This is a genomic window from Haloferax denitrificans ATCC 35960 (assembly GCF_000337795.1).
GTDB lineage: Archaea > Halobacteriota > Halobacteria > Halobacteriales > Haloferacaceae > Haloferax > Haloferax denitrificans.
Genome location: NZ_AOLP01000012.1, coordinates 82,604 through 108,544 on the forward strand (window position 1 = coordinate 82,604; position 25,941 = coordinate 108,544).

The 25,941-nt window shown below is 66.2% G+C and carries 26 protein-coding genes and 1 tRNA gene; 10 read left to right on the forward strand and 17 right to left on the reverse strand.

Going from position 1 to position 25,941, the window contains the following annotated elements; genetic code table 11:
- The first annotated feature begins 1 nt into the window (after position 1).
- The 3 genes from C438_RS12200 to C438_RS12210 all read left to right on the forward strand — a co-directional run bounded on the left by C438_RS12200 (position 2) and on the right by C438_RS12210 (position 3,004).
- Positions 2-1,729, forward strand: a complete 1,728-nt coding sequence (locus C438_RS12200) for an Ig-like domain-containing protein (protein WP_004969713.1) — start codon at positions 2-4, stop codon at positions 1,727-1,729.
- Positions 1,730-1,849: 120 nt separating this feature from the next.
- Complete coding sequence (locus C438_RS12205; RefSeq protein ID WP_004969714.1) at positions 1,850-2,554, forward strand: haloacid dehalogenase type II; 705 nt, start codon at positions 1,850-1,852, stop codon at positions 2,552-2,554.
- A gap of 78 nt (positions 2,555-2,632) precedes the next feature.
- Positions 2,633-3,004 (forward strand): hypothetical protein, encoded by a 372-nt coding sequence (locus C438_RS12210; protein ID WP_004969715.1) that lies wholly within the window; start codon positions 2,633-2,635, stop codon positions 3,002-3,004.
- Between the two features lie 90 nt (positions 3,005-3,094).
- Here the strand turns inward: C438_RS12210 and C438_RS12215 are convergent, their stop codons facing one another.
- Entirely contained in the window at positions 3,095-4,258 is a 1,164-nt protein-coding gene (locus C438_RS12215) for a DUF7282 domain-containing protein (protein WP_004969716.1), read from the reverse strand.
- Positions 4,259-4,907: 649 nt separating this feature from the next.
- Here C438_RS12215 and C438_RS12225 point away from each other — a divergent pair.
- Positions 4,908-5,096, forward strand: coding sequence for a DUF7511 domain-containing protein (locus tag C438_RS12225; protein WP_004969718.1), 189 nt, complete (start codon positions 4,908-4,910; stop codon positions 5,094-5,096).
- Between the two features lie 333 nt (positions 5,097-5,429).
- On the opposite strand, the gene C438_RS19380 is transcribed toward C438_RS12225, so the two are convergent.
- The 5 genes from C438_RS19380 to C438_RS12245 form a co-directional block, all read right to left on the reverse strand.
- Positions 5,430-6,386: a hypothetical protein gene (locus C438_RS19380; RefSeq protein WP_152421771.1), complete on the reverse strand. Its 957-nt coding sequence runs from the start codon at positions 6,384-6,386 to the stop codon at positions 5,430-5,432.
- A gap of 399 nt (positions 6,387-6,785) precedes the next feature.
- Positions 6,786-6,860: transfer RNA gene (locus C438_RS12230), tRNA-Val, on the reverse strand.
- A gap of 73 nt (positions 6,861-6,933) precedes the next feature.
- Positions 6,934-7,185 carry a hypothetical protein gene (locus C438_RS12235; RefSeq protein WP_004969719.1) on the reverse strand — a complete coding sequence of 84 codons (252 nt, stop codon included), beginning with the start codon at positions 7,183-7,185 and terminating at the stop codon, positions 6,934-6,936.
- Positions 7,186-7,447: 262 nt separating this feature from the next.
- On the reverse strand, positions 7,448-7,981 hold the full coding sequence (locus tag C438_RS12240) for a cob(I)yrinic acid a,c-diamide adenosyltransferase (RefSeq protein WP_004969720.1): 534 nt from the start codon (positions 7,979-7,981) through the stop codon (positions 7,448-7,450).
- The gene (locus C438_RS12245) at positions 7,978-8,217 is read right to left on the reverse strand and encodes a glutaredoxin family protein (protein WP_004969721.1); all 240 of its coding nucleotides are present in this window, start codon (positions 8,215-8,217) and stop codon (positions 7,978-7,980) included. Before C438_RS12245 ends, C438_RS12240 begins: the two co-directional genes overlap by 4 nt.
- A 192-nt stretch (positions 8,218-8,409) precedes the next feature.
- Between C438_RS12245 and C438_RS12250 the strand changes: the two genes are divergently transcribed.
- The 4 genes from C438_RS12250 to C438_RS19725 all read left to right on the forward strand — a co-directional run bounded on the left by C438_RS12250 (position 8,410) and on the right by C438_RS19725 (position 11,716).
- Positions 8,410-9,516 carry a metal ABC transporter substrate-binding protein gene (locus C438_RS12250; RefSeq protein WP_004969722.1) on the forward strand — a complete coding sequence of 369 codons (1,107 nt, stop codon included), beginning with the start codon at positions 8,410-8,412 and terminating at the stop codon, positions 9,514-9,516.
- A complete protein-coding gene (locus C438_RS12255; RefSeq protein WP_004969723.1) occupies positions 9,513-10,355 on the forward strand; it encodes a metal ABC transporter ATP-binding protein in 843 nt (280 codons plus the stop codon). The genes C438_RS12250 and C438_RS12255 overlap by 4 nt, the downstream gene beginning before the upstream one ends.
- Positions 10,355-11,350, forward strand: a complete 996-nt coding sequence (locus C438_RS12260) for a metal ABC transporter permease (protein WP_004969724.1) — start codon at positions 10,355-10,357, stop codon at positions 11,348-11,350. Before C438_RS12255 ends, C438_RS12260 begins: the two co-directional genes overlap by 1 nt.
- Positions 11,351-11,539: 189 nt before the next feature.
- Positions 11,540-11,716 carry a DUF7838 family putative zinc beta-ribbon protein gene (locus C438_RS19725; RefSeq protein WP_004969725.1) on the forward strand — a complete coding sequence of 59 codons (177 nt, stop codon included), beginning with the start codon at positions 11,540-11,542 and terminating at the stop codon, positions 11,714-11,716.
- Between the two features lie 22 nt (positions 11,717-11,738).
- On the opposite strand, the gene gcvPB is transcribed toward C438_RS19725, so the two are convergent.
- The 8 genes from gcvPB to C438_RS12300 form a co-directional block, all read right to left on the reverse strand.
- Positions 11,739-13,160: an aminomethyl-transferring glycine dehydrogenase subunit GcvPB gene (gene gcvPB, locus C438_RS12265; protein ID WP_004969726.1), complete on the reverse strand. Its 1,422-nt coding sequence runs from the start codon at positions 13,158-13,160 to the stop codon at positions 11,739-11,741.
- Positions 13,160-14,503 carry an aminomethyl-transferring glycine dehydrogenase subunit GcvPA gene (gene gcvPA, locus C438_RS12270; RefSeq protein WP_004969727.1) on the reverse strand — a complete coding sequence of 448 codons (1,344 nt, stop codon included), beginning with the start codon at positions 14,501-14,503 and terminating at the stop codon, positions 13,160-13,162. The genes gcvPB and gcvPA overlap by 1 nt, the downstream gene beginning before the upstream one ends.
- Before the next feature lies 1 nt (position 14,504).
- A complete protein-coding gene (gcvH, locus tag C438_RS12275) occupies positions 14,505-14,885 on the reverse strand; it encodes a glycine cleavage system protein GcvH (protein WP_004969728.1) in 381 nt (126 codons plus the stop codon).
- Between the two features lie 2 nt (positions 14,886-14,887).
- Positions 14,888-15,979: a glycine cleavage system aminomethyltransferase GcvT gene (gene gcvT / locus C438_RS12280; protein WP_004969729.1), complete on the reverse strand. Its 1,092-nt coding sequence runs from the start codon at positions 15,977-15,979 to the stop codon at positions 14,888-14,890.
- Positions 15,980-16,208: 229 nt separating this feature from the next.
- Positions 16,209-17,009, reverse strand: a complete 801-nt coding sequence (locus C438_RS12285) for an energy-coupling factor ABC transporter ATP-binding protein (RefSeq protein ID WP_004969730.1) — start codon at positions 17,007-17,009, stop codon at positions 16,209-16,211.
- The gene (gene cbiQ, locus C438_RS12290; RefSeq protein ID WP_004969732.1) at positions 16,997-17,809 is read right to left on the reverse strand and encodes a cobalt ECF transporter T component CbiQ; all 813 of its coding nucleotides are present in this window, start codon (positions 17,807-17,809) and stop codon (positions 16,997-16,999) included. The genes C438_RS12285 and cbiQ overlap by 13 nt, the downstream gene beginning before the upstream one ends.
- A complete protein-coding gene (locus tag C438_RS12295) occupies positions 17,806-18,105 on the reverse strand; it encodes a PDGLE domain-containing protein (RefSeq protein WP_004969733.1) in 300 nt (99 codons plus the stop codon). The genes cbiQ and C438_RS12295 overlap by 4 nt, the downstream gene beginning before the upstream one ends.
- Positions 18,102-18,758 carry an energy-coupling factor ABC transporter permease gene (locus tag C438_RS12300; RefSeq protein WP_004969734.1) on the reverse strand — a complete coding sequence of 219 codons (657 nt, stop codon included), beginning with the start codon at positions 18,756-18,758 and terminating at the stop codon, positions 18,102-18,104. Before C438_RS12300 ends, C438_RS12295 begins: the two co-directional genes overlap by 4 nt.
- Before the next feature lie 127 nt (positions 18,759-18,885).
- Between C438_RS12300 and C438_RS12305 the strand changes: the two genes are divergently transcribed.
- Complete coding sequence (locus C438_RS12305) at positions 18,886-19,302, forward strand: CopG family ribbon-helix-helix protein (RefSeq protein ID WP_004969735.1); 417 nt, start codon at positions 18,886-18,888, stop codon at positions 19,300-19,302.
- 108 nt (positions 19,303-19,410) lie between these two features.
- On the opposite strand, the gene C438_RS12310 is transcribed toward C438_RS12305, so the two are convergent.
- The 3 genes from C438_RS12310 to C438_RS12320 all read right to left on the reverse strand — a co-directional run bounded on the left by C438_RS12310 (position 19,411) and on the right by C438_RS12320 (position 24,186).
- The gene (locus C438_RS12310) at positions 19,411-21,831 is read right to left on the reverse strand and encodes a DUF2309 domain-containing protein (protein ID WP_004969736.1); all 2,421 of its coding nucleotides are present in this window, start codon (positions 21,829-21,831) and stop codon (positions 19,411-19,413) included.
- Positions 21,821-23,305: a proton-conducting transporter transmembrane domain-containing protein gene (locus C438_RS12315; protein WP_004969737.1), complete on the reverse strand. Its 1,485-nt coding sequence runs from the start codon at positions 23,303-23,305 to the stop codon at positions 21,821-21,823. Before C438_RS12315 ends, C438_RS12310 begins: the two co-directional genes overlap by 11 nt.
- A 395-nt stretch (positions 23,306-23,700) precedes the next feature.
- Complete coding sequence (locus C438_RS12320; protein WP_004969739.1) at positions 23,701-24,186, reverse strand: Lrp/AsnC family transcriptional regulator; 486 nt, start codon at positions 24,184-24,186, stop codon at positions 23,701-23,703.
- 425 nt (positions 24,187-24,611) lie between these two features.
- On the opposite strand from C438_RS12320, the gene tuf reads away from it, so the two are divergent.
- On the forward strand, positions 24,612-25,874 hold the full coding sequence (gene tuf / locus C438_RS12325) for a translation elongation factor EF-1 subunit alpha (protein WP_004969741.1): 1,263 nt from the start codon (positions 24,612-24,614) through the stop codon (positions 25,872-25,874).
- The last annotated feature ends 67 nt before the right edge of the window (positions 25,875-25,941 follow it).

Below are 25,941 nucleotides of genomic sequence, written 5' to 3' on the forward strand. Positions count from 1 at the left end.
CGTGTCTCGCCTCTCTCTCGACTCCCGCGGCGTCTCGGAAATCCTCGGGCTGGTCTTCGCGTTCGGGCTGGTCGTGTCGGTCATCGCGGTGGTCCAACTCGCGGGCACGCCCGTCTGGACCGCCGGCGACGAGGCCGACCACAGCGCCAGCGTCTCGACCGACCTCGCGTCGCTCGACTCGCAGGTGTTCCGCGTCTCCGGCGACGAGTCCGGCAGTCGCGTCGCGGTCGACTCGGACGTGTCGTACCCCGAGCGGTACCTCGTGGTCTCGCCGCCCGACAGCGTCGGGACCTTCCGGGTCGACGGCGCGGACACCGTGACGGTCACGGGCGTCTCCGCGGTCGGTCCCGAAGCGGTGTTCTGGGACGGCACGACCCGCACCTACGAGACCGGTGCCATCGTCTACGAGGCCAACTACGCCGAGCGCGACGAGGCGCGGATGGTGCTCGAAAGCGGCGTCTCGTACCTCGACACCGACGGCACCCCCGTCGTCCACCGCCAGTCGCTCGTCCGCGGCACGACCGTCACGCTCGTGTTCTTCGAGGGCGACCTCGACGGCCACACGACCGCCGGCGACACCGTGGCGCTCGCGCCCGTCTCCGTGCGCTCCGAGTCGTTGCCGGTGTACAACGCCACCGACCCGGTCCGCATCTCCGTGCCGACCTACCTCTCGGAGGACGCGTGGGTCGACCTCATGGCCGAGGAACCCCACGCGCAGGTCGTCTCCCACGTCGCCAGCGGCGACCACGCGGTCGTCACTATCGAACTCGACGCGGGCGTCCGCTACGACTTCCGCGTCGCCCGCCTCGGCGTCGGCGAGGCCGTCGAACCCGACCCCGCCGCCTACGCCATCGCGGTCGAAGGCGAGGACGCCGCGGTCCCCTCGGGCGGCCGCGAGACGCTCGCCGTCCGCGCGTTCGACCGCTACGGCGCGCCCGCCGCGGGCGCGACGCTGACCGTCAGCCCGTCGACCCCGCTCGGCGGCACCGTCGCCCCGACCGCCGGGGCGACCGCCGTCACCGACGAGTCCGGCCGCGCGAGCTTCACGTACACCGCGCCCGACGACGTGACCGATATCGAACACGACTCCGTCACCGTCACCCTCGACGGGGCGTCCGGCCCCGGTGCGACGGTCACCCTCCCGCTGGAAGTCCGCGGGACGGGCGAGACCTACGAGGTCAGAAACACCACCCCGGCGACGCCGGAGCCCGAAGACGACTTCGACATCGACGACGGCGAGGTCGTCCCGTCGGACGACTTCACGGGCGAGTTCAAACTGCTCGGGAGCGCCATCTCGGACGGGTGGCGCGACGTCCCCGTCTCCGTCACCTTCGTCGTCGACGGCGAGCCGCACCACTCCGCGGACTGGGACAACGTGAACGACCGCCGGTCCCACTCGTTCAGCGTGACTGGCGACTCCGGTGACACGCTCGCCATCGTCGCCGCCACCGACGGCTACGTCACGGCCGACTCGTCGGTCGACCACAGACAGGTCGCGGTCCTCCGCGACGGCGACCGGGTCCCGAGGATACGGGGCTACAACGGACAGGACGACGCCGCCGAGTTCGTCGCCCCCTACATCAGCGACGACGGGCGCACCATGGACCTCGCCGACAACCAGGCCATCTTCCTGTTCGAACTCGGAACGACCGACACGGACAGTCCGGCCTTCGACATGCAGGACGTGGTCATCCTCGTGACCCTCTGGGAAGACGGAGGTGAGCGCTGAGGACGCCGACCCACCGCCGCCGCGCTCGTCAGGAGCGCCGACCCATTCTTTCGGTCTTTTTTCCCGTCGCGTCCGCGCGACCGCCGTATCGTTAACACCCGCGCCGCCGTAGGGCCGCGTATGTCGTTCGACTCCGACCGCGTCTCGACGGTCACGTTCGACTCGTACAGCACCCTCGTCGACGTCGACGCCGCCGAGAAGGCGCTCGCCGCGCGCGTCGCCGACCCCGAACCCGTCTCGAAGCTGTGGCGGTCGCGGTCGCTCGAATACACGTTCGTCGGCAACCACGTCGACGAGTACGAACCCTTCTACGAGGTCAACCGCGCGGCGCTCCAGTACGCGCTGGACGCCCACGACGTGTCGGTCTCGGCGGGCGAGCGCGACGAGATTCTCTCGGTCTATCACGAACTCGACGTGTTCGACGACGTGCGCGACGCGGTCGGCCGCCTCCGCGACGCCGGCTACGACTGCTACGTCGTCTCGAACGGGAACCCCGAGATGCTCGACTCGATGGTCGACCACGCCGACATCCGCGACCTCCTCGACGGCGTCGTCAGCGCCGACGAGGTCGGGGTGTTCAAACCCGACGCGGAGCTCTACCGCCACGCGGCCGCCCGAACCGGGACGCCCATCGACGAAATCGCCCACGCGACCGCCGGCTGGTTCGACGTGATGGGGGCGCAACACGCCGGGATGCAGGGCGTCTGGGTCGACCGCAAGGACTCGCCGTGGGAACCGTTCGGGCCGGAACCCGACCTCGCCGTTTCCGACCTCACGACGCTCGTCGACACGCTCGTCGGCGACGACCGCGAGACGACGGACTGACGCCGCGTCCCCGCCCGCGCTCGGCGTTCAATGCCATCTGTTCACAATACTGATGTTACTGGCGAGCCATCTGTCTGGATGGAACGGCGGCGCGTGAAAGGCGGGATTCTGGCCGCCATCGGGTTCATTCTGTCTCCGCTTTCGTGGTGGAACGACCTCGTGGTCAACCTCCCGCTGGCCTACGCGTTCGGCGTCGCGGTGAGCCTCATCTCCCGAAGCTGGTTTCTCCCGGGCGTCGTCGCGGGCTACTGGCTGACGAACGTGGTCGGGTTCGTGTTGCTCCACAAGGGCGCGGTCGACGCGGTATCGGCCGAATCACACCCGTACACTCGCCGGCGATTCGCCAAGGACTTCGCCATCTCCATCGGGTACACCGCGCTCGTGGTGCTTTTGATATGGTTCGGCTTCCTCAGCGTTCCCGACGGCCTGCTCGCGGCGCTCGGTCGCTGAGTTCGGTCGGCCGGTCGGGCCGGCGCTCGCCGTCAAAAATAGCTCCGAGCCGACCCGGTGGTGGGTCCGAGTCGGCCGGTAGTCGGCGGTTCAGTTCTCCGTTTCGTTGTGGATGGGCGTCTCCGTCGGTGGCGGAGTCTCACTCATCGGTTCGTCAGTAGTCGTTTCGTCGTCGGTGGTCGTTGTCTCGTCGTCGGTGGTCGTTGTCTCGTCGTCAGTAGTCGTGGTCTCTGATTCTTCAGTAGTCGTCGTCTCTGGTTCTTCAGTAGTCGTGGTCTCTGGCTCGTCAGTCGTCGTCTCTGGTTCTTCAGTCGTCGTCTCTGGTTCTTCAGTTGTCGTCTCTGGCTCGTCGGTCGTCGTGGTCTCTGGCTCGTCAGTCGTCGTTGTCTCCGGTTCGTCAGTAGTCGGTTCCTCCGTAGTCGGTTCCTCACCGACAGTCACGACTGCGTCGTCGGTGACGGGCGTCCCGTTCACCGTGTACGGACCGTCCTCAGTCCCGTTGGAGGTGAGGAAGTCGAGCGTCTGGTTGTCGTTAGTGTCGAGGTGCGCCTGCGCGGTCAGATTGGCGCTCTCGTTCAGCGGTTCGAGGAGCGGCACGCTGACGTTCTCCTGCTCACCGGGTTCGAGGTAGTCGGTCGCGCCGATGACCGAGCCGTTCTCGTCGAGGATGGCGATGTAGCCACCTTCGGAGAGGTTCGCGCTCGCGACGGTCACGTTACTGCCGTCGGACTCCTGGTCGTCGAACTGGAGCGTCGCGTTCGGCTCCTCGGGTTCGGGCTGTTCGCCCACGGTGAGCGTCGTCAGCTCGCCGAAGTCGCGCGTCTCGATACCGTGGATGTACGTCCCGTCTTCGAGACCCGTCGTGTTGACGTCGAACGCGATGGTCTCCGTCTCGTTCGGGTTCAGCGCCCAGCCGGTTCGGACGACCACGTCGCCTTCGAGTCGGAACTCGACGCACTGAATCATCGGCACGTCGTTCGGGTTGGTGATGTCCGCCGACACCGTCACCTCCTCGCCGGGTTCGACGTCGGACGGCGCGGAGAGGTTGCTCACCCCGAACGATTCGTAGGTCCCGTTGCTCGGATACGTACAGTACTGCGTCTGTGTCTGCGTCTGCGTTTGTGTCTGTGTCTGGGTCGGTTGTTCTACCTGTGCCTGCTGTGTGTCGACCGCCGCCAGTCCGGTCCCCGTCGCCGCCGCCGCGACGAGAGCGACGACGACGAGGACGCCGGCGATACGTGTTCGTGTGCTCATGTGTCTGCAATGACAATCTACCGACGCCGCCGGCAAAAGGTGACGAGATAGTTTCAATAGTTTCGCGCGCGGGCTGTCAGTTTACCTGACGGTGTAGACGGTTAGTCTGTCTCTGATTCCGATACTGGTGGCCTCTTGACCGATTTTCTCGCAACAGTTCACGACACACGACATTTCACGCGAGACGCTATTCCTTAACTGTCAGAAAAGCGAGTAAGTCGCCGAAGCTAACGGGGTAGTCTCTCGTTTATTCGAACGTCTTGACAGTTTGAGTGACGGGAGCGACTGAGCGTTTCGAAACCGGGACGGTGTCCCGTCGGCGACGGTCTCGGGAACCGTCCCGAACCGCCGTTCCAGACTTCCCACTCGGGTATCGATTTGCGCCTGACGTTGCGTAGTTCGAACTACAATCGGTGTTGACGTGACATTCGGGGTCGAATACGAGAAAACACACTCACAATATCCAAAACTTCTTGTACCCGTGTCGTATTTGGTCGTGTATGAGCGAATCCAACGAGAATTCGCGGATCGCACCGTACACGGAGTACTCGCGCACCCGTTCTCGGTGCCCTCGATGCGGGACCTCGGTCCCGACGGAGGCGGTCGGCGACGCGCTGTGTGCGAGTTGCAAGACGGACGTATCCATCTGATGAGTACGGCCGCACCCCACAGTTCCGGCGAACTGGCGGACGCACCCGTGTTCGACCTCGAATGCATCTACGACGACCCGGAGAACCCGACCGAACTGACGGTCTTCTCCCCGAAGTCGGAGGAGTTGACCACCTCGTGGATTACGGTCGACCGCGGGAGCGCCGTCTCGCTGGACGATATCGCGTAGGTGTTCGGCGGGCGACGTTTTTGTTTTTTATTGTTCAACTGATAGTTTCGGATTCGGCTCCATAGATGCCTTGCTGTCGCTCGGCGTTGTGAGGTATCAGAACGTGGATTGGGGCGGATTCGAGACCTTGGCAAGTCAGCGAGTGCACACCCATATGAGCGAACTCGAACACTCGCGCCAGAAGAAGCCGTAGAACAGTACCTCGATTCGAGAGGGTCAGACGCTTCGACCAGCACCATTCAAAACCACAGATACAGACTCAAGCATTCGGAAGTGGTGTGCTGAGCATGGACTGAGAAAGCACGAGTGCTCTTCAAAGGAGCACGTGAATATTCATCTGTTGTCTGTTCTTATCCACTTCTCCGAATCTTCTGAGAAGGGATTCTCTTCCGCCACTTCTCGGAGTATGTCTGACATATTGAGGTGTGCAACGCCAGAGGCACCGTGAATCCCTTTGAGCGTGTATAGCGAATCCAATGAGCCACCGTTCGCAAACACCTTTTCACCACCAATATTCCCTCCCATATCACGATATATCAGTGACACCTGCACAATCGCCCTATCAATACCTGCTTCATGGAGTAAGAGCATGGCGTCTTGAACGCCAATACCTTTTGTTCGTTGAAGCTCTCCATCATCGTTCTCTTCTAAGAGATACAGCCAAACCTCCGCCTCAAGCTCTTTTGACTCTTCCCCTGCATGAATATAACCGCCACTCGTCTGTTTAGAATATGGTTGGAAAGGAACTTTGTTCGCTTGCCCCAATGGTCTGAGCCACCCAAAATGCGGCTTAATTCCAAAGCGGTCCCCATCTATCTCGAACTCGGCATTTTGCACTGGTTCAGAGCTTAATTCATTGCCTGATACCCGAACGTCACATCTGAGATAAAGGTCCTTGGCTACCCCATTACCAAGATTTTCGACCGCTAGACGAACTTTCTCTCTTGCTTGTGTGACTGTATCCTCTATTTCATAGCTCGTGATGAGTATGTCTGGCCGATGCTGTACCTCCATCCATTCCCTCTGTTGAACCATTGCCTTCACCTGCTGTCCTTGCGTTTGCGACATAAGGACATAGACTGTCAGAAGCGACCCTGAGAGGATGAGTGAACCTACTGCTCCATAGATTCTTGCCCAGTCTGTGACTGAGATAGGTGGGTTGAAGCTTGCTACATTTAGCAACCCGTAGTATTCTCCGATGTAGAGCGCGAGGGGAGTAGTGAGGAGTGCGGCAAAAATGGTAGCAACTGCCTTCCAAATATGCTCACGGAACGAATCTGCTAATCCCATTCTCATAGTGATTATATACTAACCGTATCAGTTTTTCTCGGTCAAACGTGCAGAAACGAGGTTGGTACTATAGTTCCTCGTGGCGTCCGCATCACACCGTCACACCGATGTTGTCAGGAGAGTCGATGCCCGTTTTAGATCCAATCCTTGCGCTCGCTTTCGCGGTGGGCGTGTGGTCTTCCCCATTCACAGTTCTGTGAAAGGCGCAGACGCACGAACCGTCGATTCAGACTATGAGGTTGTAATATCGATTTTGAAGTGAGCCAGTGAGAGAAGTGGGTTGGGGCGGATTCGAACCTCGGTCGCTCACTCCGTTCGCTCCCTGCTTCGAATCCGCCGTCACCACTTTCGATTCCACGGACTCCTCGCTGTCGCTCGTCGTTGCGAGGAATCAGAAAGTGGGTTGGGGCGGATTCGAACCGCCGGCCTGCTCCGTGTGAAGGAGCCGTCATAACCTGGCTAGACCACCAACCCGGCTACGATTTCGATTTCCCGCGCCGCCAATTAAGACTTACGTTGTGCCCCGATTCGGGGGGCGCGAACGCGCCTACTCGGGTCGCCGCACGCGACGGCGAACCCGCCCGGCGGCCCGGCGACTCCGCGTCGCCGCCCGGCGCGCCCCGTACTCGACGCGCTCCCGTCGCGTCTGCGGCGTCGGCTCCGGTTCGTCCTCGACCTCGCGCCCGAGCGCCGCCATGAGGCGGCGACGGAGCGGTGCCGTCTCCTCGTCGAGTCCCGCGTACAGGTGCTCGAACCCCCGTCGGAAGTAGTACCGCGCGTCGGTGAAATGTCGGTTCATACCTCTGGATAGTCCCGGCGACGAGAAAACGGTTATGTCGCGCGGTACCGAGTATCACATGTCTGAGAAAGAGCGATACACTTTAGTGATTCTTAGGCATACCTAAAACTGGGAACGCAGGCCACACTTGGTGGTCGGTCCCAGCGTCTGGCCCCATCCGGGACGGCGATACCGTGGGCACGATTCGTCCGTCCTGGTCCCACTATCCTCGTGAGCGCCCGCTTCGCCCGCCGGCGTCGGCGGGCGAAGCGGGCGCTCGGACTCAGTACGTCGGCGACTCCTCGGGGACGCCGTCGCGCTTGTTGACCAGTCGCGCGAAGACGAAAAGCGCGTCCGAGAGGCGGTTGAGGTAGGCGACGACCTCCTCGTTGACGGGCTCTTCGGCCGCGAGCGAGACTACGCGGCGCTCGGCCCGCCGGGACACCGCGCGGGCGTGGTGGAGTTTGGCCCCCGTCTCGCTCCCGCCGGGGAGGATAAACGACGTGAGCGGGTCGAGTTCCTCGTCGGCCTCGTCTATCCACGCTTCGAGTTCGTCCACGTGGTCGGCGGCTATCTGCGGGTCGTCCTCGTCGGGGTCGGGGTTGGCGAGGTCGGCCTGCACGATGTGGAGGTGGTTCTGGACGGCTTCGAGCACGTCGTCCACGTCGTCGTGGCCCGTCGGGCGCACGGTGCCGACGAGCGCGTTCACCTCGTCGACCGTCCCGTAGGCCTCGATGCGGTGGCTCGTCTTCGACACGCGGGTCATGTCCCGCAGGTCGGTCATCCCCTCGTCGCCGCGCCCGGTGTATATCTTCATGCCAGCGTCTGGTCGACGTACCTGAGGATGTTCTCGCTCTCGGACATCGTCACGCCGCGGTCGCCGTCGACGAGGACCGGAACGCCGCGCTGGCCGCTCACGCGCTTGACCTCGTTTCGGTCCGAGTGGAGCGCGTCGACCCACTGCGTCTCGTAGTCGACGCCCGCCTCAGAGAGCGCGTCGTGGACCTTCTCGCAGTACGGACAGCCGTCGAGCGCGTAGAGTTCGATTCCCATGTCGGGCCGTTGGGCGCGCCGACCCAAAGAGATTTGCACGCCGGTGGGTCCGAGCGCCGCGCACTCCTGTTCAGCGGCATCGTCGTCGGTGCCCCGTGAGCCGTTGCGGCTCGCCACCCGTTTTTAGACTCGTCTAATTTGAACCTTAGAGCAACACATCTATATAATGTGTTGTCTCTATCTAGCATGGTAATGAACGCGAATCCAGATTCGTCCGTCCCCAAACTCTCTCGGCGGTCGGTCGTCGCGGCCGGTTCCGGTCTGTTGACGGCCGGGCTCGCCGGTTGTCTCGGCGGTGGCGGCGGAGCGGGAGGCGGAACCGACGGCTCGAACACCGGCTCGAACGACGCCTCCGGCGGGTCCGAGTCGGAAGACGGCCCCGTCGTGGTCGCCTCGTTCTTCAGTTTCTACGACTTCGCGCGGGAGGTCGCGGCCGACACCCCGGTGACGCTGAAGAACCTCATCCCGACCGGGCTTCACGGTCACGGCTGGGAACCGGACGCGAGCGTCACGCGCGACATCATCGAGGCCGACGCGTTCGTCCACGTCGGAAAGGACTTCCAGCCGTGGGCCGACCGCGCCATCCAGACGCTGAAGGACGACGGCGTGGACACCCAACTCATCAACGTCCGCGAGGGCGTCGAACTCGTGGAACTCGCCGCGAGCCTCGACCGCGACGAGGAGGGCGTCGGCCAGGGCCGTGGGAAGGACCCCCACTTCTGGCTCGACCCGCGGCGCGCCAAGACCGCCGTCGACAACATCACCGAGGGGCTGGTCGAACTCGCACCCGAGCACGAGGAGACGTTCCGCGACAACGCCGACGCGTACAAGACCGACGTGCTCGACCGCATCGACCGGGACTATCAGGACATCTTCGACCGGGCGTCGCGCAAGGTCGTCCAGTTGGCGGCCCACAACGCCTTCCAGTACATCGGCGTCCGCTACGGCGTCGAGATGCGCCCGCTCGTCGTCAACCTCGCCGCCAGCGGCGACGTGAAGCCCTCGGACATCACCGAGGCCAAGCGCGTCATCGAGGACAACGACATCCGATACATCGGCGCGGGCGTCTTCGAGACGCGCCGCCCCGCGAAACAGCTCATCGCCGAGACGCCCGTCGAGGCGTACTTCCCCGTCACCCCGTACGCGGGCGTCCGCGAGGACTGGGTGGAAAACGACTGGGGCTACGAGGAAATCGCCGACAACATCAACATGCCGACGTTCGAGGTCGTCCTCGGCAACAAGTCGCCCGAGGAAGTCGGCTACGACGGCTGGGCCGACGAGTGGAGGAACTTCGAATGAGCGCCCTCCGCAACGGTGAATCCGCGGAGTCAGCTGAGTCCGCCGACACCGGTGTCGCCGACGCCGACGACGCCGATGGCCGCGGCTCGTCCGGCCCGCTCGTCGAACTCGCGGACGTCGAGTTCGGCTACACCGCGACGCCCGTCGTGGAGGACATCTCGCTCCGCATCGACCCCGGCGAGTACGTCGCCATCGTCGGGCCGAACGGCTCCGGCAAGTCGACGCTGATGAAGCTCATCCTCGGCTTGCTCCGTCCCGACGAGGGGTCTGCGCGGCTGTTCGGCGAGCCCTCCCACGCCTTCGACGACGGGGCGCGCATCGGCTACGTCGCCCAGCACGCCAGCGCCTCCAAGGAGATGCCCATCACCGTCCGCGAGGTCGTGAGGATGGGTCGGTTCCCCCACGTCGGCTTCGGCCGGCTCTCCGCCGAGGACCACCGCATCGTCGACGAGGCGCTCGCCACGGTCGGGATGTCCGAGTTCGCCGACCGCCGGGTGACGAAGCTCTCGGGCGGCCAGCGCCAGCGCGCCTTCATCGCCCGCGCGCTCGCCGGCGAGGCCGACCTGCTCGTCTTGGACGAGCCGACCGTCGGCGTCGACGCCGAGTCGGTCGACGCCTTCTACGACCTGCTCGAAGCGCTCAACGACGAGGGCATCACGGTTCTCCTCATCGAACACGACCTCGGTGCGGTCACCGACCACGCCCGGCGCGTCGTCTGTCTCAACCGCGAGGTCTACTTCGACGGCCCGACCGACGAGTTCGTCGAGAGCGACGCGCTCGCGCGGGCGTTCGGCACGGCGGCCTCCTTCGCGGGCGGTTCGGGCGGTGGCCGCGCGTGATGGCCATCGAACTGTTCGCCGCGTTGCAGGCGGGGCCGTTAGACGCCGTCCTCGCGCCGGTCTACTGGCTCCTCGCGCTGTGGTCCGACCTGCTTTTCGCCGTCGGCGACGCGACCGGCCTCGGCTTCCTCGACTACCGGTTCATGCATCGAGCCATCCTCGTCGGCCTCTGTATCGGCGTGATGGCCCCCCTCATCGGGACGTTCCTCGTCCACCGCCAGCTCGCGCTCATCGGCGACGCGCTCGCCCACACCGCCTTCGCCGGGGTCGCCGTCGGCCTCTTTCTCAACGGCGTGTTCAGCCTCGGCGTCTCGCCGTACCTGACCGCCGTCGTCGTCGCCGTCATCGCGGCGCTCCTCATCGAACTCATCTCCGAGGCGACCGACGCCTACAACGACGTGTCGATGGCAATCGTGCTCTCGACCGGGTTCGCGCTGGGGACCGTCCTCATCAGCCTCAACGCGGGCGGCCTCGCGGTCGGCATCAACCAGTATCTCTTCGGCAACCTCTCGACCGTCTCGGCGGAGAACGCGGCCATCCTGCTCGTGCTGTTCGCCGTCATCGTCGGCACCGTCGCGCTCACGCGCAACCAACTGCTCTACGTGACGTTCGACGAGACGGCCGCCGCCGTCTCGGGCATCTCGGTCACGTGGTACAACCGCGTGATGGTCATGCTGACCGCGCTGGTCGTCGTCGGCGCGATGCAGATCATGGGCGTCATCCTCGTCGCCGCCATGCTCGTCGTCCCCGTCGCGGGCGCGGCGCAGGTCTCCCGAAGCTTCTCGGAGTCGCTTCTCGTCTCCGTCGTCCTCGCCGAACTCGCCGTGCTCCTCGGTATCGGCGCGTCCTACTACGGCGAGGCGACCGCGGGCGGTGTCATCGTCCTCGTCGCGGTCGGCATCTACGTCGTCGCCGTCGCTATCGGGAAGGTACAGGCGCGCGCCGGCGAGGACGCCGCCGCAGAACTGGGGAGCATCGACTCCCGCGAGGCGTAGCCGGTGGCCGCGCTCCGACGTGCCGCGCACTCGCTCCGTACCGCATCCCCAACGGTCCGCCCCTCACGCCGACTGACGAAGCGTTCGGCGGCGAAAACCCGATTTCATATCGCGATATTTAATTTATCGCGTCCGCCACAGCGTCCGCGAACCAATATCTTCAACAACGACTACCACGGATTCGACCCCATGAGCGACCTCGAAATCCAGCGCGAATGCCCGGCTTGCGGCAACGACACGTTCTACCTCGCCGCCAGCATGGAGATTCACCTCGGCACGAAGACGAAGTGGCACTGCACGGAGTGCGACTACGGCTACATCCACATCACGGACGACATCGAGACGTACGCGAAGGCCGAAGCGTAACCGCGAAAAAGGATTTCTCTCGTTATTCGTCGTCGCCGAGCGCCCGCCACGAGAGCCGCGGGTTCCGAGCGGCGGACACCTGGTCGATGCGGCGGGCGCTGGTCTTCGAGGGCGCGGTTTCGAGCGCCTCGTCGGAGTCGGCGTACGCCGCGTTGAAGGCGTGTGCGAGGTCGTCGAGCGACGCCTTGTCCTCGACTTCCGTCGGTTCCGTGAGCATCGCCTGCGAGACGAGTTCGGGCCACTTCGTCGTCGGCGGGTGGACGCCGTAGTCGAGCATGCGCTTCGCCACGTCGGCGGCGTCGCGCTCGCCCGAGGTGGCCGCGAACTCGTGGTGGAACGGCCCGTAGGGCACTTCGAGGTCTATCTGCGAGGCGAGGTAGTTGGCGTTGAGGACGGCCTTCGCGCTGGCGTCCGCGAGGCCCGCGTCGCCGAGGCGGGCGATGTAGGCGTACGCCTTCACGAGCACGAGCCAGTTGCCGGCGAAGCCGTGGACCTTGCCGATAGACGACTCGGGTTCGTACTGCTCGTAGCCGGCGGCCGTCTCGCGCACCATCGGACTCGGGAGGAACTCCGCGAGTTCGTCGACCACGCCGACCGGGCCGGCACCGGGACCGCCGCCGCCGTGGGGCGTGGCGAACGTCTTGTGGACGTTGTAGTGCATGATGTCGAAGCCCATGTCGCCGGGGCGAGCGCGGCCGAGGAGCGCGTTGAGGTTCGCGCCGTCGTAGTACAGCAGGCCACCCGCGTCGTGGACCAGTTCGGCGATATCGACGATATCGCGCTCGAACAGCCCCAGCGTGTTGGGGTTCGTGAGCATGAGCGCGGCCGTCTCCTCGGAGACGGCGGCGTCCAGCGCCTCCATGTCGACGCGGCCGTCGTCGTCCGAGGGGAGTTCGACCACGTCGTAGCCGGCCATCGCGGCCGACGCGAAGTTCGTCCCGTGGGCCGACGAGGGGATGATAATCTCCGAGCGGTCGTCGCCGCGGGACTCGTGGTAGGCCTTGGCGACGAGGATGCCCGTGAACTCGCCCGCGGCGCCCGCCGGGGGCTGGAGCGTCACGGCGTCCATGCCGCCGATGTCCGCGAGGTACTCCTGTAGACCGTGCAGGAGGCCGAGCGTCCCCTGAATCGTCCGGTCGGAGCGGTCGGGGTGGACCCCGGCGTTGGGGTCCGCGGCCACGTCCTCCGTGAACGAGGGGTTGTACTTCATCGTACACGACCCCAGCGGGTACGGCCCGAGTTCGACGCTGTAGTTCATCTGCGACAGGCGCGTGTAGTGGCGCGCCAGTTGCGGCTCCGACAGCGCCGGGAGCGTCAGTTCGTCGCGGGTCAGGTCGTCCGGGAGGACGCCCTCGGAATCGACTTCGACGGTCGTGCTGTCCTTTTCGGACAGGAGCGGTTCGTACTCGTCGTCGCGGCTGAATCGGGCTTGGTCGAAGTTCATCAGATGACCTCCTCGAAGGCCGCGACCAGTCCGTCCGCGGCGTCGGCGTTCGCGTCGGTGATACAGACCTGCAGGTGGTGGTCGGTGAGGGCGTGGACCGCGAAGCCGCGGCCCGCGAGGTCGTTCGTGATGGCGGGCGCGGGCTGGTCCGTCCGGACGACGAACTCGCGGAAGTGGTGGCGGTCGTACAGCGGCGCTTTGACGCCCGAAAGCTCGTCCAGTCGGGCGGCGAGGTCGCGGGCGTCGGTGACGGCCCGCTCGGCGAGGTCGACGAGGCGGTCGGGGCCGAGCCACGCCATGTGCATGGCGGTGCGGAGCGCGACCCACGCCTGATTCGTACAGATGTTCGAGGTCGCGCGCTCCTTGCGGATGTGCTGTTCGCGGGTCTGGAGCGTCAGCGTGAACGCCCGCATGTCCGCGCTGTCCTCGGAGACGCCGACGAGGCGGCCGGGGACCTGCCGGAGGTACTCCTCGCGGGTGGCGAAGATGCCGAGCCCCATGCCGTAGGCCGTTCCGAGGCCGAGCGCGCCGGCCTCGCCGACGACCACGTCGGCACCGACGCTCGCGGGCTCTTCGAGGAGCGCGAGCGCGACGAGGTCGCTTCCGAGACAGAACAGCGCGTCGTTGTCGTGGGCGAGGTCGCCGATGTCGGCGAGTCGCTCCTCGATGACGCCGCGGACCGTCGGGGTCTCGGCGTACACCATCACGGTCTCGTCGTCGACGAGGTCCGCGAGGGCGTCAACGTCGACCGCGCCGTCGGTCATCGGGTACTCGCCGATTTCCATCGCCGCGCCGTCGAGGTAGTTTTCGAGGACGCCGAGGCGACCCTCGTGGAGGTGTTCGGGGACGAGCACGCGGTGGCCGCTCGCGCCGCGCCGGAGGCGGTTCGCGAGAAGCGCGGCCTCGGCGAGCGCCGTCGCGGCGTCGTACATCGAGCAGTTGGCGACCGGGAGCCCGGTCAGTTCGACCAGCATCGACTGGTACTCGAACAGCACCTGCAGGAAGCCCTGCGCGATTTCGGGCTGGTACTGCGTGTACGAGGTGAGGAACTCCGAGCGCCGCGAGAGGTCGTCGACCAACGCCGGCACGTAGTGGGCGTGGTGGCCGCGGCCGAGGAACTCCGTCAGCTCCTCGTTTCGCGAAAACAGGTCGGCCATGGCGTTCCTGAGTTCCTGTTCGTCGGCGCTGTCGACGCCGAACTCGCCGTCGAAGCGGACCTCGTCGGGGATGTCGAAGAGGTCTTCCGCGCTGTCGACGCCGACGGCGTCCAGCATCGCTTCCTCGTCGGCGTCGGTGTGTGGGGCGTACGGGCTTCCGACCCGCCGTCCGTTTCCAGCCGTCATCTCACTCCGTCTGCTCGCGGTACTCCTCGGGGGAGAGGAGGTCGTCGAACTCGCTTTCGTCGGCCGGCTCGACTTCGAGCATCCAGCCGTCGCCGTAGGGGTCGTCGTTGAGGAGTTCTGGGGCGTCGAACAGCTCCTCGTTGACGGCCGTGACCGTGCCCGAGATGGGGGCGTACAGGTCCGACACGGCCTTGATGCTCTCGACCACGCCGAACTCCTCGCCGGCGGCGAGTTCGTCGCCCTCGGCGGGGAGTTCGACGAAGACGACGTCGCCCAGTTCGTCCTGTGCGAAGTCGGAGATGCCGATGCGGACGGCGTCGCCCTCGGTGGTGGTCCATTCGTGCGATTCCAGATACTTCCGGTCGTCGGGAATTTCGAACATTGTCAGTTGATGAAGGGGGGTGTCACGATTACTGCGCGCTTCTCGCGGCCGCGGACGAGCACCGAAATCTCGGTCTCGTCGTCGGCGTACTCGACGGGGACGTAGCCGAGGCCGATGGGCTCCGACAGGGTCGGGCTCATCGTCCCGCTCGTCACGACGCCGATGACCTCGCCGTCCGCGTCGGCGATGTCGTAGCCGTGTCGCGGGACGCCGCGGTCGAGGAGGGCGAAGCCGACGAACGTCTCTTCGACGCCGGCCTCGCGCTGTCGGTCGAGGGCGTCGCGGCCCACGAACTCGGTGTCGAGGTCGACGACGAACCCGATGCCGGCCTCGTAGGGGGTCCGGGGCTCCGTCTCGGGGTCGAAGTCCTGTCCCGAGAGCAGGTAGCCCATCTCCAGTCGGAGCGTGTCGCGGGAGCCGAGTCCGCAGGGGGTCGCGTCGAGCGCCGCCCAGACGGTCTCGGCGTCGTCCCACGGGCAGAGGACCTCGAAGCCGTCCTCGCCGGTGTAGCCCGTCCGGGCCACCCAGCACTCGACGCCCGCCACGTCGGCGAACGTCGCCTGGAACTTCGAGAGGTCGCCGAGGGCGGCGTCGGGCGCGGCGGCGGTGACCGAGTCGAGGGCGTCGGGGCCCTGTACCGCGAACATCGCCCACTCCTCGGTCACGTCTTCGACGGTGGCGTCGAGGCCCCACTCGTCGCGGAACGAGGTCCACCGGTCGTACATCTCCTCGTCGTGGCCCGCGTTCGGGATGAAGAGATAGACCCGCTCGTCGCGGTCGGGGAGTCGGTAGACGACGGTGTCGTCGACGATGATGCCCTCGTCGTTCACGATGGCCGAGTACTGCGAGTCACCCGGTTCGAGGGCCGTCACGTCGTTCGTCGTCAGGCGTTGCATCAGCGCGGTCGCGTCCGGGCCGGACACCTCGAGTTCGCTCATGTGCGAAACGTCGAAGATGCCGACCGACTCGCGGACGGCCGCGTGTTCGGCCTTGATGGAGTCGTACTCCACAGGCATGTCCCATCCGCCGAACTCGGTGAACGTCGCCCCGGCGTCCGCGTGGACGTCGTACAACGGCGGCTTGCGAAGGCCCATACACGCCCCTGCGAACTGCGATAAGTAATGCTTTGGTATCTGTTCGCTCGGTGTGACCACAATCTTGCATTAATTCGGGTTCCGGTCCGGGGTAAAACACCACGAACCCGCAACCTGTTGGCGAAATATGCCGTCTGAGTGCGGCACCGACCCGGACGGTTGCGAGAGTGATAAACCGATTATTGCGATACCGAATGCAAATACTGCGCGTGAGTCGGGGTACGCCTCGCTACCGCGTCTCGTCCAGCAGATGGGCTCGCGCGTCCGAGACGGTCAGCGGAACGTCGTCAGCGTCGAGTATCCCCTCGAACAACTGCACCGTCGCCGGCGGCTGGAGACCGTTCTCCCTCAGCAGGGCGGTATCCGTCAGAACGTCTCGAACGGGGCCGTCCGCCGCTATCGACCCATCCTGCCCGACGACGAGTACTCGGTCGACAACCTCGGGCACGACGTCCACAGACGGCGTGAACAGCACCACAGTCCCCTCGTGGTCGGTCACAAGCTCCAGAATGCGTTCTCGGTAGCCGGCGTCGACAGCGCCGAACGGCTCGTCGAGGAGGAGCACATCCGGCTCGAACGCGAGGACGCTCGCGACCGCCGCCCGCTGTTTCTCGCCCCCAGACAGACGGAACGGCGGGCGGTCCAGCAAGGACTCCAACCCGAGTTCGGCCGCGAGGTGCGCGACCCGCTGTGTCGCCGCCCGCCGTGACATCCCGAGCTGGGCCGGCCCGTATTCGATGTCCTCGCGGACGGTCGTATTGAACAGGTAGTCGTCGGGGTCTTGCAGGAGCACGCCGAGGCGGTCCCTGACGGCTTCGGCGTCCGCCGTCTCGCCGAAGTACTCGACCGCGCCGGCCGTCGGCTCGACGAGGCCGCCGAGCACGAGTTGCAGTGTGCTCTTTCCCGACCCGTTCGCACCGATGACGGCGACTCGCTCACCCGCCTCGATTGCGACCGTCACGTCCCGGAGCGCCGTCGTTCCGTCCGGGTACTCGTGTGTCAGGCCCCGCGCTTCGATTACAGGCCCCATCGAATCACCCCCGAGCCGACGACGGCGACGACGGCGAGCGCGACCAGCGCGTAGTCGCCCCCGTCGACGGCCCGCGACCGGCTGTACGGTGACGGCGGTCGGGAACCGCCGCGGGCCCGCATCCCGCGGCCGACCCGTTCGCCGCGGTCGAGCGTCCGCAACAGGAACGTCCCGACGAGCCGTTTCGCGTCGCGCCACCCGTCGCGAAGACTCGACTGGCCGGTCGTGCGACTGTTCCGCGCGAGAACGAGTCGCTGTAACTCGTCGAAAAACAGGAACAGGTAGCGATAGGTGACGGCGACGACCCACACGAGCGCGACCGGGACGCGCAGTTCACGCATGGCCGCGACCACCGACGAGAACGGCGTCGTCATCACGATGAGCGACAGAAGCGCGACGCCGACGCCGACGCGGAGCGTGAACAGCACGACGTACGCGACGCCGCCGTCAGTGACGGCGAGCCCGAACGCCCGCACGAGCGCGTCCCCGGGGAGCAGTACGGCTTGGGGAACGACGATAACGGCGGAGACGAGCGGCACGACCGCCGAGCGTGCGAGCAACTGTCGGAGCGGAACGGCCGACAGCCTCGCCAGGAGGACGGTCACGACACCGAAACAGAGGGTGACCGCGACGGTTCGCGTGAGCATCACCGCCAGCGCGAGGCCGGCGACCGAACACAGGGAGACGCGAGGGTCCCGTCGCTGGAGAAATCCGTCGGCCGAGGCCACCTGTTCGGCCGTGAAGACGGTCCGAAGCGCTCCGGTGATGGATTCGACCGAGCGGCCGACGACGCCGGTCACTGTTCGAGGAGGCGACCGACTCCGACCCCGACCGCGAGTGTGACTCCCGTCCCGACGACCGCCGAGACGAGCGTTCCGAGCGGCGAACTGAGCCCCGGGACGGAGTAGTCCGGGAGCAGTCCGGGGGAGATGGGTTCGGCGGCGTCGGCCGCCCCGGTCTCTTCGGCGGCGTTTTCGAGCGGTTCGGCGTACCCGACGACGCCGGACGCCCAGCCGAACACGGGGGCCAAGACGACGAGCACGAGCAGTCCGAAGAGCGCCCGCCGACCCCACGAATCGGACACGAGCGCGTTCACAGCCCCACCTCCGGGGAAAGCGAGTCGTCGTCGAATCGCCCGAGGACGAGGTCCGGCCGAGCGTCCGCGACGTAGCCGTAGACCGCGGCCGTAATCGCGCCCTCGACGAGACCCAAAAGCGCGTGGCCGACGACCATGATTACCACGGTCGTGCTCAGTTCGTAGGCGAACGCCGACGAGAGGCCGACGCCGACGCCGACGACCAGCGCCGAGACGGTAATCGCTCCCCACCCGGCGACGAACGAACCGCCGGTTTCGTGAACCCCTCGGAGCGCTCGGAAGAGGGCGTAGCCGACGAGGACGTCGACGACGGCCATCGCAAAGAGGTTCGCACCGAGCGCGATGATGCCGCCGTCGCCGAAGACGAGCGCCTGTATCGTCACGACGGCGGTCATCGCGAGGACGCCGAGATACGGTCCGAGGAGGATACCGGCGAACGCCCCGCCGACGAAATGAGCGCTCGTCCCGCCCGGAATCGGCCAGTTCAGCATCTGCGCGGCGAAGATGCCCGCCGCGACGACGCCGAGAAGCGGCGTTCGCTCGTCGCCGAGTTCGCCGCGGGCGCGTCTGACCGCGAAACCGATTACGATGCCGGAGCCGAGCCAGAAGAGACCCGCCACCCAGGGGTCGAGAAAGCCGTCCGGAATGTGCATTCGTATCACACGTGTGATTCGGTCGAGCAATAATACTTTTCTTCCAAATCGTAATACTGGGCGATATGTTGCCGATTCGGAAGCGCCACTGCCAACGACTAAACGGTTGCTGGGAAAAGGCGAGAGTATGAGCCAGGACGTCGACCGGATGAGCGTCACGCTCCCGCCGAGTCTGCTCGCCGAACTCGACGACGTGGTCGCCGACGGCGAGTACGACAGCCGCTCGGAGGCGACCAGAGACGCGCTTCGCGCGTTCGTCACGGAGTTCAATCAACAGACGGGGCTCTCCGGGAGCCTCAGCGGGACCGTCGTCGTCCTCTACGAGCACGACCACAGCGGCGTGAGCGAGGAGATGACCGAACTGCAACACGACTTCACCGAGACCATCATCGCGGTCCATCACGTCCACCTCGGCGACCACCTCTGTCTGGAGTCTATCGCCGTCGACGGGACGGGCGAGCGAATCGAGGAGTTGCTCTCGCGGATTCGGCCGCTGAAGGGCGTCCATCAGGTCAAACTCACCGTCGTCGAAGCAGACCGGTAGCGGACGGGCCGTGAGCGGTTTTTGGCGGCCTTCCGGGGGGCTTCGGGTGACGCGCTCACCAGCCACCAGCGCTCGACCGAGAGCGCGTTCGGGACGAGTGCGGAGCGCTTAGTCGTCCGCGACGGCGGTCGCGGCCGGCGTCTCCGGTTCCGGGCGCGCTTCGACTTGCTCGGACGCCGGCGTCCACGTCAGTGCTTCCTCGTAGTGGAACGCGCGGTGGTCCTGCGTCGGGTCGACGACCGTCAGCGAGAGCCAGTCGTTGTCGAGCAGTTCGGTCAGTTCCGCGTGGTCGGCCAGCACGTCGGTGACGCGGTCGACCGGCGCGTGGATAATCGTCGAGAGGCGGAGCGGCTGGTGGTACGGCCTGTCGTCGGCGGCCATCAGCGACTGGAGCGGGAGGCCGGTCATCAGGTCGCCGCCGTTGCCCTGATAGACGCCGACGTTGCCGACGGGGTTTTGGGTCACCTTCGACCCGCTCCCGTAGACGGCGTTGTCGACCGTCGAGAAGTAGTACTGCGCGTTAATCCACTGGGTGACGACCATCGGCCCCGTGAGAATCGCTTCGAGCGCGTCGCCGTCGGGGTCCGTCGAGTGGTCGTAGGAGTGGAGGAACGCGCGCCCGTCGAGGTCGAGGTCGCTCGTCAGTTCGCGCGGGCCGATGACGAAGCCGGCGTTGCCGGCCAGCCCCCACTCGGGGCGCGTCTCGGCCCAGTCGGCGGCGCGGCGCTCCGCCTCGCCGACGGCCGCAGAGCCGTCTGCGCCCGTCCGTTCGGCGGCCGCGTGCTCGCGGGCGACCGCGAGGTCCGCGCGCAACTGGTCGAGGTCCTCGGCGTGGCTCTCGGGCACGTCGCCGTCGTACAGTTCGATTTCGTCGGTCGTCGTGTTGTGCTGGCCGGCGACGAACACCGTGTCCTCGGGGATGTCGAACCCGCGGTCGCGGAGTTCCGCCTTGACCGTCTCGTCGTTGCAGATAGCCGCGAGGACGCGGGCGTTCGGGCCGCCGGGGTTACCGGCGCAGGCCCCGCAGTCCAGACTCGAATCGTAGGGGTTGTTCGCCGTCTCGCTGGCGTGGCCGGCGAACACGACGAGCCGGCCGAACTCCTCCCAGCCCATCAGCCCGAAGGCGTTCGCGGCGTACTCGACTTTCTCCTCGTCGGTCAGCCCCACCGGGAGGTCGCCGGCGTAGGAGTGCTGGTGGTGGACGACTTGGTCGCAGAACTCGTGGTTGTCGGGGACCGCGTCGTCGGCGGTTCCGAGCAGGTCGGCGACGCGGCCGGGGACGAGCGTGCGGGCCGCGAGGGCCACCCCGTAGCCGCTCCCCGCGCTCTCGACGAAGCCGAAGGCGGTCGCGGGGTTGGTCTTCAGCGCCTCGATGGCCTCGCCCGCCGCCTCGCGGAGGCGCGACCAGCGGTCGTGGGTCGCCTCGGCCTCGCCGCCGGTCGGCACCTCGGAGACGCGGTGTTCCGGGTCGACAATCGGGGGGCAGGCGTCGACCGCCACCTCGGCGTCGTACCCGCGGTACTCCATCGGGACGCCGAAGAAGCCGGCGTAGCCGTGGGTCTCGTAGTCGCCGGTGTCCTCGATGTGCCGGCGGATGACCTCCGAGCGCGTGTCGATACAGAAGACCAGTTGCGCGTCCGGGCGACCCGCGGTGTCTCCGTTTTCGAGCGCCTCGCTCTCGGCGGCGACGCGGTCGACCACCTCGTCGCGGTAGCTCGCCTCCCACGCGGTCAGGAACGCCTCGGCGAGTTCGTCGGCCGCCTCGGCCTCGTCGCTCTTCGACCCGGTCGACGGCGCGATGTCGACGCCGAACGCGTCGAGGAGCGCGAGGCGGGCCGCGAGGTAGCCGACGAGCGAAATCGGGTACGCGGACTGCCACTCGCCGCCGTCGGCGGCGCGTTGCTTGATGAAGCCGGTCCAGCCGGGGAGCGCGGCGAGTTGCTCTTCGAATATCGGCACCCACTGGCTCTCGGGGTACGACGCTACCGCGGCCTCGATGGCCTCGACCGGCGACTCGGGCAGGTCGGCGACGAGACCGTCGTCGGGAATCCGGCCGTCGTGAGGGGCCATCGACCGGAAGGCGCTGTAGAAGCCGTCCTCGCGGTCCGGCATCGGCCAGTGGGCTTGGCCCTCGTCGAGGAACGCCGACAGCCACTTCGTCAGCACGCGGTCGACCCGCGCGGCGTCCGCGTCGGCGTCGGTCTCGGCGTCCGCGCCCGCGGACTCGTCGCCGGCGGCCATGCGCTCAAGCAGGGCCTCGGGGTCGCCCTCGTAGCCGCGCTCGGCCAGTTCCGCGTCGAGCACCGCGGGGTCGATTTGGCCCCCTTCGAGGGCCGCTTCGAACGTCTCGGGGGTCGGGTAGCCGCGGCCGCCGACGAGGTCCGCGGCCTGCGTGACCGCCTCGCTGAACGGCATATCTTCGAACCCCGAAAGCGGGTTGGCCGTCACGAACGAGTGGACCGGCCAGACCGAGCCGACGGTGGTCGCGGCTTTGTCGATGCTGTCTTCGATGCTGTGTTCAGTACTCATTGTAGTCCTCCGTGGCGGTCAGCATGGTGCTGGACGCGGGTTGGCTCGCGTTCAACAGCGCGACGTAGAGGCGGCGACTCCGCTCGTGGACGCCGAGTTCTATCGCGACGTAGACGACGAGGAAGACGCCGGCGACGAGCGCGTGGAACGCGCTCAGTTCGGCGGGTGCCTCGACGACCGGCAGTCCGGACAGCACGCTCGAAATCCCCTGATAGACGAGGGCGTACACGGCGATGGCGGGGAGAAAAACGAGCGGGACCGCGCCGTAGCGGACCGTCGAGGGGAGCGCGGCGCGCGCGACGACGTTGCGGGCCGCGTGGAGCGTGGTGAGCACGACGAACGCCACGAGCAGGAGCCCGCTGTCGAGGTGCGTGCCCTTCCCGGTGAGCGCCGCGAACAGCGCGCCGCCGGCCAGTCCGGTCGCCACGATGACCGCGGAACCAACGGCCCCGGTCTCGTGGTCCTCGTGATCGGTCGGGGCGGTCCGTTCGACCGCGCCGCCCGCGCTGAGGAAGTGGTACGCCTTGTAGAAGCCGTGCAGGATGAGGTGGGTAATCGCGGCTCCGAAGAAGCCGAGGCCGGCCTGCATAATCATGAATCCCATCTGCCCGATGGTCGAACAGCCGAGCTCGCTCTTGACGTCCGACTGGACGTTCTTGAGCAGTTTTCCGACGAGGGCGCTCGTCGCGCCGACCGCCACGATACCGAGCATGAGCGTGGCGTCGAGGGTCACGACCGGGGCGAACCGGAGCAGGAGGATGCCGCCGGCGTTGACGAACCCGGCGTGCATCAGCGCCGAGGCGGGCGTCGGCGCGGTCATCGACGAGAGGAGCCAGCCGTGGAACGGGACGAGCGCGGACTGAATCATCGCCGCGAGCACGAGCGCGACGACGGCGACGAGCCACGCCGGGCCGCCGAGTCCGTCGGCGTTCGCGGCGACGCCCGAGACCGTCGTCGCGTCGGTCGCCCACCACAGCGCCGCGAGGGCGGCCCCGAGGAACGCGCTACTGGCGAGGAAGTACCTGCGGGCGACGCTCGCGGCGGCCTGCGCCTGCGGCCAGCCGTCGACGACGCCGATGAGGTTCGCCATCGCGAGTCCCATCGCGAGCCAGAACAGCCAGAACAGCGCGAGGTGGTCGGCCGCGACGAGGCCCATCACGGCCACCGTGAAGCCGAACACGGTCGCGAAGAACTCCGTCTCGTGGGCGGAACCGGCCATGTAGCGGCGCGAGTAGCTGTGGACGATGCCGCTGAAGAACGTCACGACAACCCACAGAAGCACGGTCAGGCCGTCGACGGCGACGACGCCGGGGACCTCCCACGCGCCCCCGAGTCGGACTCGGGCGAAGAGCACGGCGACGCTCGCGGCGAACAGCGTCCACACGAGCCGCGTTAGTGCGACGGGCGCGAGCGGCGAGTCCGCCGCCGCGTCCGGGAGTGCTCCGACCGTCGGGTTCGAGCTGTGTCCTGACATCGTTCGATTCGTCGTTGACCAGTTCGGTCACCGGGACGGCATCCCGGTCGGATACTGGTCGTCCTTACGCCCATCCGAGAACAGATTGTCTATTAAATCTATCTACATTCACAAAACGTTCGCAAATTAGCCATTATAGAACATTATAGTCTCGCGGCATCGGGGCGGTGTCGACTCTCGACTCTCAGAGTCGATTCCGCGTAGAACAGCTCGTTCGCGGCCTGATACCCGGTGAATCGACGCGAGCGAACGAATCGGGTGCGCCGGCCCGGCGGCTGTCGCCCCGCCGCGGCGACCGGCGACCGCGGTCGCTCGCCTGTCTCGGTGCCCGATTCGTGAACGCTCCGTTCGTCTCGTGAACGCTCCGTTCGTCGATGAATATCGCGCGCGCCCGGTCAGGAGTCGTTCTCGGCGTGCCGCTCGGAATCGAACTTGCCGAACGGCGTCGTCTCGTGCGTGCGGACGAGGACTTCGTCGGCGACGGTGACGCCCATGTCGAGAAGCTCCTGCGCGATGGACGTGATGTCGTCGTCCGTCTCGCAGACGGCGGTCACGAGGAGGTTCTGTTCGCCGGTGACCAGTTCCTGGACCGCCACGACGCCGTCCATCTCCAGAATCTCGGGGACGAGTTCGCCCCGCTTGGGAATCGAGGCGGTGCAGTACAGCAACATCCGGAGCGGATAGCCCGACTTCTGATAGTCGACGCTCGCGCTGTAGCCTTTGACCACGCCCTCGGATTCGAGCCGTTGGATGCGCTTGCGAACGGTGCTGTCCGAGGTTCCCGTTCGCTTTGCGATGTCCCCGGACGACATGTTCCGGGCGTCCTCCTGGAGTGCGTACAGAATCGCCCTGTCCACGTCGTCGATGTCCTCGCGGGCCATACCACTACCTCCGCGAGGAGCACACTTTAGCCTTTGATATCGCGCGGACGCCCTCTCGCGTCTCGACCTCGGCGGTAGATTTATTACCCAAACGATAGAATTAGTTACTATGATTGTTGTAAAGGATAACGCCGATACGTCTCACGCTCACGAGCAGTCCGTTCGCCGCACGGCCACCTTCGCCGACATGGCCGCCGCGATGCGTCAGTTCTGACCCGTCGTCTCTCGCTTCGATTCCCCGCTCGACTCTCGCTCGGTTCGCCCGACGGCGTCGCAACGTGACGGCGTTCCTGAGTTTTCGCGTTTCCTGATAACCCGTTTCCGCGACCCGTCTGAGCCGGCGCGAGACGCGCTTCGCCCCGGGAAAACGGATTTACCTTTGGGTGTCATATTTTACCAAACTGGGCGACACCGCCCTGATACCCATGGCAGACAAACCACACCAGAACCTGGCCATCATCGGACACGTCGACCACGGGAAGTCCACCCTCGTCGGCCGGCTTCTGTTCGAGACAGGTAGCGTCCCGGAACACATCATCGAACAGCACCGCGAGGAGGCGGCGTCCAAGGGGAAGTCGGGCTTCGAGTTCGCCTACGTCATGGACAACCTCGCCGAGGAGCGCGAGCGCGGCGTCACCATCGACATCGCCCACCAGCGCTTCGACACGGACAAGTACTACTTCACCATCGTCGACACGCCCGGTCACCGCGACTTCGTCAAGAACATGATTACGGGCGCGTCGCAGGCCGACCACGCGATTCTCGTCGTCGCCGCCGACGACGGCGTCGCGCCGCAGACCCGCGAGCACGTCTTCCTCGCCCGAACCCTCGGCATCGAGGAACTCATCATCGCGGTCAACAAGATGGACGTCGTCGACTACAGCGAGGACTCCTACAAGCAGGTCAAAGAGGAGGTCCAACAGCTCCTGAACCAGGTACGGTTCAACTCCGACGACGCCGGCTTCATCCCCATCTCGGCGTTCGAGGGCGACAACATCGCCGAGCCCTCGGAGAACATGCCGTGGTTCGACGGGCCGACCGTCCTAGAGGCCCTGAACAACCTCCCCGAGCCGTCGCCGCCGACCGACGCCCCGCTTCGCGTCCCGATTCAGGACGTGTACACCATCTCCGGCATCGGGACGGTCCCGGTCGGCCGCGTCGAGACGGGCATCCTCAAAACCGGCGACAACGTCCGGTTCATGCCCTCTGACGCCGGCGGCGAGGTGAAGACCATCGAGATGCACCACGAGGAGGTCCCGGAGGCCGGCCCCGGCGACAACGTCGGCTTCAACGTCCGCGGCGTCGGCAAAGACGACATCCGCCGCGGCGACGTCTGCGGCCCGGCCGACGACCCGCCGTCGGTCGCCAAGACGTTCAAGGCGCAGATCGTCGTGATGCAACACCCCTCGGTCATCACCGCCGGCTACACGCCGGTCATCCACGCGCACACGGCGCAGGTGGCCTGCACGTTCGAGTCCATCGACCAGAAGCTCGACCCCGCGTCGGGTGAGGTCGCAGAGGAGAACCCGGACTTCATCAAGGCCGGCGACGCCGCCGTCGTCACGCTCCGGCCGCAGAAGCCGCTCAGCATCGAACCGTCGTCAGAAATCGCCGAACTCGGGAGCTTCGCCATCCGCGACATGGGACAGACCATCGCGGCCGGCAAAGTGCTCGAAGTCAACGAGTAGCGCCCGGTCCCGACCTCGGATTTTTTCGCGTCACCGCCGCGACAGCGACAGCGTCGCCCACGCGGAC